This window comes from Streptomyces sp. NPDC054840 (assembly GCF_053611065.1).
This window is the reverse complement of record NZ_JBSGZP010000413.1, coordinates 1-6,685: the sequence shown is the minus strand read 5'-3', so window position 1 is coordinate 6,685 and position 6,685 is coordinate 1. Positions and strand designations below refer to the sequence as shown.

General features: G+C 72.6%; 6 protein-coding genes. 5 read left to right on the top strand and 1 reads right to left on the bottom strand.

Translation table 11 applies throughout. From position 1 onward, the window contains the following. Positions 1-25: 25 nt before the first annotated feature. The 5 genes from macS to ACWGIU_RS25420 all read left to right on the top strand — a co-directional run bounded on the left by macS (position 26) and on the right by ACWGIU_RS25420 (position 4,651). Positions 26-1,243, top strand: a complete 1,218-nt coding sequence (gene macS, locus ACWGIU_RS25440) for a MacS family sensor histidine kinase (protein WP_453709428.1) — start codon at positions 26-28, stop codon at positions 1,241-1,243. A 59-nt stretch (positions 1,244-1,302) separates the two neighbouring features. Then, positions 1,303-1,947 (top strand): response regulator transcription factor, encoded by a 645-nt coding sequence (locus ACWGIU_RS25435; protein ID WP_051774607.1) that lies wholly within the window; start codon positions 1,303-1,305, stop codon positions 1,945-1,947. Between the two features lie 166 nt (positions 1,948-2,113). Further along, the gene (locus ACWGIU_RS25430; RefSeq protein WP_453709426.1) at positions 2,114-3,142 is read left to right on the top strand and encodes a 6-phosphofructokinase; all 1,029 of its coding nucleotides are present in this window, start codon (positions 2,114-2,116) and stop codon (positions 3,140-3,142) included. A 66-nt stretch (positions 3,143-3,208) separates the two neighbouring features. Continuing rightward, a complete protein-coding gene (locus tag ACWGIU_RS25425) occupies positions 3,209-4,216 on the top strand; it encodes a 2-hydroxyacid dehydrogenase (protein WP_453709424.1) in 1,008 nt (335 codons plus the stop codon). A gap of 141 nt (positions 4,217-4,357) precedes the next feature. Further along, on the top strand, positions 4,358-4,651 hold the full coding sequence (locus tag ACWGIU_RS25420) for a hypothetical protein (RefSeq protein ID WP_453709422.1): 294 nt from the start codon (positions 4,358-4,360) through the stop codon (positions 4,649-4,651). A gap of 39 nt (positions 4,652-4,690) precedes the next feature. On the opposite strand, the gene ACWGIU_RS25415 is transcribed toward ACWGIU_RS25420, so the two are convergent. Next, the gene (locus ACWGIU_RS25415; protein ID WP_453709421.1) at positions 4,691-6,604 is read right to left on the bottom strand and encodes an anthranilate synthase family protein; all 1,914 of its coding nucleotides are present in this window, start codon (positions 6,602-6,604) and stop codon (positions 4,691-4,693) included. Positions 6,605-6,685 lie beyond the last annotated feature (81 nt).

Genomic DNA, 6,685 nt, shown 5'->3' with positions numbered 1-6,685 from the left:
GTACCGCCCGCGGGGGGTGGGGGAGATGGCGAAACGCGAACGCGTCGTACGCATGTCGGTCGAGCAGCCGCTCTGGCGTGCCCTGACCGCGTACCGACTGCTGACCATGGTCTACGCGGCGCTGCTGTTCGCCGCCGCGTACAAGGAGTTCCCGCGCCCGGGGGTCGCGGTCGGCTACCTCGCCTTCCTCGCCGTCTGGACCCTCGCCACCTCCCGCAAGGTGGCGAACGCCGCGAGCTGCACCAAGGGCTTCCTCGTCGCCGACCTGACCGTCGCGATCGTGGGCATCGTGCTGACACCGGTCGCCGACACCCAGGAGCGGATCACGTCGGGCGGCAGCACCCTCCCCACCATCTGGACGGCGGGCGCGGTCCTCGCCTTCGCCATCAAGGGCGGCTGGCGCTGGGCCTGCTTCGCCTCCACCTTCGTGGCGGCCGCCAACCTCGCCATCCACACCGGCCGGCCCACCGAGGACACGCTGCACAACGTCCTGCTCGTCTGGGTCGCCTCCGTGGCCATCGGCTACGTCGTCGAGGTCGCCCGGGCCAGTGAGAACACCCTCGCCCGTGCCCTGGAGATCGAGGCCGCCACCCGCGAGCGGGAGCGACTCGCCCGCGACATCCACGACGGGGTCCTCCAGGTCCTCGCCATGGTCCAGCGGCGCGGCAGCGAGCTGGGCGGCGAGTCCGAGGAGCTCGGCCGGATGGCGGGGGAGCAGGAGGTGGCGCTGCGCACGCTGGTCTCCAGCGGGCTGGTGCGGCCCTCCCGGGTCTCCAGCGACGGGTCGCGCGGCGCCCTGGTGGACACGTACGAGGTGGACGAGCCGGGCACCGACACCGGCGAGCTGGACCTGCGGACGCTCCTCGCCCCGCACGCCGGGTCCCGCGTGAGCTTCGCCGAACCGGGCACCCCGGTGCCGCTGCCGGTGCCCGCCGCGAAGGAACTGGCCGCGGCGGTCGGCGCCGCCCTGGACAACGTGCGCAAGCACGCCGGGGAAGGGGCGCGGGCCTGGATCCTCGTCGAGGACTGGGGCGACGAGGTGATCGTGACCGTTCGCGACGACGGCCCCGGCATCCCGGCGGGCCGGCTCGACCAGGCGGCGGGCGAGGGCCGGATGGGGGTGGCCCTGTCCATCCGCGGCAGGCTGCGCGAGCTCGGCGGCAGCGCCGATCTGGTGTCCGTTCCCGGGCAGGGCACCGAAGTGGAATTGAAGGTACCCAGGGGGAGGACGGACAAGAGATGAGCGAGCGCACCGACGTGAACGACCCGAACAGGCCGAACGAGCTGCACGAGATCAGGGTGATGGTCGTCGACGACCATCCGATGTGGCGGGACGCGGTCGCCCGCGACCTGGCCGCCGCGGGCTTCGACGTCGTCGCCACCGCCGGCGACGGCCCCGAGGCGGTCCGCCGGGCCCACGCCGTCACGCCCGACGTGCTGGTCCTCGACCTCAACCTGCCCGGCATGCCGGGCGTGCAGGTCTGCAAGGAACTGGTCGGCGCCGACCCGGCCCTGCGGGTCCTGGTCCTGTCGGCCAGCGGTGAGCACGCGGACGTCCTGGAAGCGGTGAAGTCCGGCGCGACCGGCTACCTGCTGAAGTCCGCCGGCGCCCAGGAGCTGATCGACGCCGTCCGCCGCACCGCGGCCGGCGACCCGGTCTTCACCCCCGGCCTGGCCGGGCTGGTGCTCGGCGAGTACCGGCGCCTGGCCACCGACCCGCTGCCGGCCACCTCCGACGAGCCGAAGGCCCCGCAACTGACGGACCGTGAGACCGAGGTGCTGCGGCTGGTGGCCAAGGGACTGTCGTACAAGCAGATCGCCGAGCGGCTCGTCATCTCCCACCGCACCGTGCAGAACCACGTCCAGAACACGCTGGGCAAGCTGCAGTTGCACAACCGCGTGGAGCTCGTCCGGTACGCCATAGAACGCGGACTCGACGACGCGTAGTACCCGCACGGGGGACGTCCCCACCGGCCGTCGATCGTACTTACGACCTCGTACGAGTGAACGGGCGTACGCAACGCCTCGCGATTCCACCGGAATTGCCCTCTCCAGGCCCCTTGCTGTGACCTGGGTCACCACTAGCGTGACCGTCATGGCGATTGGAGATTCCATGAAGGTCGGAGTGCTGACCGGCGGCGGCGACTGCCCCGGGCTCAACGCGGTGATCAGGGCCGTCGTCCGCAAGGGCGAGCAGGAGTACGGCTGCGGGTTCGTCGGGTTCAAGGACGGCTGGCGGGGCGCGATCGAGGGGCGGACCGTCCCCCTCGGCATCCCCGCCGTCCGCGGCATCCTGCCCCGCGGCGGCACCATCCTCGGCTCCTCGCGCACCAATCCGTTCACGACGGAGAACGGCGTGCGGGACATCAAGGAGAACCTCGCGAAGTACGAGGTGGACGCGCTCATCGCGATCGGCGGCGAGGACACCCTCGGGGTCGCCGCCCGGCTGTACGAGGAGTACGGCATCCCCTGTGTCGGTGTGCCCAAGACCATCGACAACGACCTGTCCGCCACCGACTACACCTTCGGCTTCGACACCGCCGTCGGCATCGCGACCGAGGCCATCGACCGGCTGCACACCACGGCCGAGTCCCACATGCGGGTCCTGGTCGTCGAGGTCATGGGCCGGCACGCCGGCTGGATCGCCCTGCACTCGGGGCTCGCGGGCGGCGCCAACGTCATCCTCATCCCGGAGCAGCGCTTCGACGTGGACGAGGTCTGCGCCTGGGTGACCTCCCGGTTCCGGGCGAGCTACGCGCCGATCGTGGTGGTCGCGGAGGGCGCGATGCCCAAGGACGGGGAGATGGTCCTGAAGGACGGCACCCTGGACTCCTTCGGGCATGTCCGGCTGTCGGGCGTGGGTGAGTGGCTGGCCAAGGAGATCGAGGCGCGGACCGGAAAGGAGGCCCGTACGACGGTGCTCGGGCACATCCAGCGGGGTGGCACGCCGAGCGCCTTCGACCGGTGGCTCGCGACCCGGTTCGGGCTGCACGCGATCGAGGCCGTGCGCGACAGGGACTTCGGGAAGATGGTCGCGCTCAAGGGGACGGACATCGTCCGGGTGCCGATCGCGGAGGCGACGTCGAAGTTGAAGACGGTGGATCCCGCGCTCTACAAGGAGGCCGGGGTCTTCTTCGGCTGAGCGGCGATCCGCCGCCATGGGCCGTAGGGTGACGAACGGCCCATGGTTCGAGGTGCGGGAGCAAGCGTGGAGATCCTGGCATTCGGTGTGACCGCCGACGAGAAGCCGCTCCTGGAACAGGCCTTCGCGGGGCAGTTCGCGGGGCAGCACGAGATCCGCTGCCTGGACGTCTTCCTGGACGAGGACACCGCACCGATCGCCGCCGGGTACGAGATCGTCTCCTCCAGCGTGAACGCCGACCTGAACGGCCGGGTGCTGCGGGTCCTGGCGGCGGGCGGGACGAAGCTGATCGCCCAGCGGTCCACCGGCTTCAACAACATCGACCTGGACGAGGCCCTGCGCCTCGGCCTGACGATCAGCCGGGTCTCCGCCTACTCGCCCCACTCGGTGGCGGAGTTCGCCTGGACCCTCGCGATGGCCGTGAACCGGCGGATCGTCCGGGCCTCGAACCGGACCCGGGACTTCGACTTCCGGCTGAACGGGCTGATGGGCCGGGACTTCCACGGCCGTACGGTCGGCGTGCTCGGCACCGGAAAGATCGGCGAGGCGTTCACCCGGATCGCGCACGGCTTCGGCATGCGCCTGCTGGGCTGGGACGTGGTGCAGAACCCGGTCTGCCTGGAACTCGGCATGAGGTACGTGGACAAGGACGAGTTGCTCGGCTCCTCGGACCTGGTCAGCCTGCACGTGCCACTGGTGGAGTCCACCCGGCACATCGTCGACGCGGCCGCGCTGCGCCGGATGCGGGACGACGCCATCCTGGTCAACTCCAGCCGCGGCGCACTGATCGACACCGAGGCACTGGTCGACGAGCTGCGGGCGGGCCGCTTCACGGGCGTCGGCCTGGACGTGTACGAGGCGGAGGCAGGCGTCTTCTTCCTGGACAAGTCCCTGGAAGCCGTCGAGGACGACACCCTGGCCCGGCTGGTCACCTTCCCGAACGTCGTGGTGACCTCGCACCAGGCGTACTACACGACGGACGCGGTGGGCCAGATCATCGCCACCACCGTCGCCAACGTGGCGGACCACCTGGCCGGCCGCCGCTCCGAGAACACCCTCGTCCCGCCGGCCTAGTGCTGTGTCCGGAAAGGTTCACCGGGTCACGACGCCCGGCAAACCTTCCCGCCCACAGCACTGGGTCGCGTCCCCGGAGTTCACCCGGACTTCGGCATACGGCCATACCGGCGGGCCGGGGCGGGGCTTAGATTCGGCCACGTGGACGTCCCTACCGTGCTCCGCTGGATCATGCCGGCCCTCGCCGCCATCCAGCTCGTTTACGCCCTCCGGGCCCTGCGGCCCGCCCTGCGCGCCGAGCCGGGCCGGCGGGTGGACCCGTGGCTCACCTTCGCCGATCACACGGTGGGCGCCGCGGTTTCGGCGGCGCTGGCGACCGGCAACCTCACCGCCCTCCTGTGCGGGCTGGCCGTGCTGGGACCGATCCTGACCTGGCAGCTGGTGCGCCACCTCCGGGCCGGCGGGTCCCCGGGGGCCGAGAGCCGGACGGGCTGACCGGCCATGGGGCGGCCGGCCCGTCCGGCGTGCGGCCCCTCAGGCCGGGGACACCGCCCGGATCCCGGCCAGCAGCTCGTGCAGCAGCTCCGCGCCCCGCAGGGTGAGGACCGACTCCGGGTGGAACTGCACCCCCGCGAAGCCCCTGGCGCGGGACCGCAGGGCGTGCACCTCTCCCGTGGCCGGATCGCGGGCCACCTCCACCCCCTCGGCCGCCAGCCGGTCGGCGCCGGCGTCGTCGCAGTGCGCGGTGTACGTGTTGTAGAAGCCGACCACCTCCTCGGCCCCGAACAGATCGATCCGGGTCTGCGCCCCCTGCGCCGGCTGCGCCTTGCGGATCAGCGGGAGGCCCAGCTCGGCGGCCAGCAGCTCGTGCCCCAGGCAGACCCCGACCAGTCCGTGACGGTGCCCGGCCAGCAGGTCGGCCGCCAGCGCGCGCAGCATCCGCATCCTGGGGTCCGCGGCCTCGGCCGGATCGCCCGGGCCCGGCCCCAGGACGACCGGACCCTCCCAGGCCAGGGCCGCCGCCCGCAGCCCCGGATCGTCGTAGCGGCGTACGGTCACCTCCAGCCCGGCCACCCGCGGACCCCCCACTCCCAGGACGTGCGCCAGCATCGCCGTGAAGGTGTCCTCGCCGTCCACCACCAGCGCGTGACCGGCCGGGGCCGCGGGCCGCTCCTGCATCCGGAGCCAGAACGGCGCCAGGTCCTGGCGGCGAGCCGCGAGGGCCGCCCGCACCCGCGGGTCGTCCCCGGGCCGGGCCCCCTCGAAGGCCGGAACCGGCGCGGCCGGCCGCACCCCGAGTGCCGCCAGCACCCCCGCCGCCTTCGCATGGGTCTCCGCCACCTCGCCCGCCGGATCCGAGTGCCGGACCAGCGTCGCGCCCACCGGCACCCGCAGCGCGCCGTCCGCCGCGATGTCGGCGGTGCGGATCAGGATGGGGGAGTCGAGGGTCTGCGCCCCCGCCGGATCCTGGCCGAGCAGGGCCAGCGCGCCCGCGTAGTACCCGCGCCCGCCCGCCTCGTACCGCTCGATGACACGGCAGGCGTTCTGCACGGGGGACCCGGTGACCGTCGCCGCGAACATGGTTGCGCGCAGTACCTCCCGCACGTCCAGCGAGGACCGGCCGCGCAGCTCGTACTCGGTGTGCGCGAGGTGGGACATCTCCTTCAGCCGCGGTCCGACGACGACCCCGCCCATGTCGCCGACCGTGCACATCATCTTCAGTTCCTCGTCGACCACCATCGACAGCTCCTCGGTCTCCTTGCGGTCGCCGAGGAAGGCGAGGAGGGAGTCGACCGTCGGCCCCCCGGACGGATAGCGATACGTGCCGCTGATCGGGTTCATCACGACCGTCCGGCCGGACATCCGCACGTGCACCTCGGGGCTCGCCCCGACGAGGGTCCGCTCCCCGGTGTGGACCAGGTACGTCCAGTACGCGCCCCGCTCGCCCTCCAGCAGCCGCCGGAACAGCGCGAGCGCGTCGGCCCGGCCGAATCCGTCGATGCGCCCCTCGTAGGTGCGCCGGATCACGAAGTTCGCGCCCTCGCCGCGGCCGATCTCGTCCTCGACGACCCGCCGGACGGTGGCCGCGTACTCCTCGTCGGGGACGTCGAAGCCGCCGCCGTCGACCCGCACCGGGTGGCTCGGCAGCGCGGCCATCGCCTCGGCCAGTGGCATCTCGTACGCCTCCTCGGCGACCAGCACGCTCAGCGGCGTGCCGTCGTCGCGTACGTCGAAGCCGCGCTCCCGGATCTGCCGGAAGGGGACCAGAGCGAGGGAGGGCAGCGCGCCGACGGGCAGGTCGGCGAGCCGTTCGACCTCGCTGACCTGCCCGGTCAGCACCTCGACGGTGGCGTGGTCGCGGCCGGGCGTCCGCCGGCGCAGCAGGGCGAAGGGCGGGCCGCAGGGGTCGAGCAGTCGGCTCAAGCGGTCGGGTGGGCTGGGGTTCATGGGGCGGAGCGTCCTTCCGGTAGGAGGAGCGGCCCCTGGGATCCGACAGCGAGGTCGAAAACGCGGAAGGCCGCCCCCTGT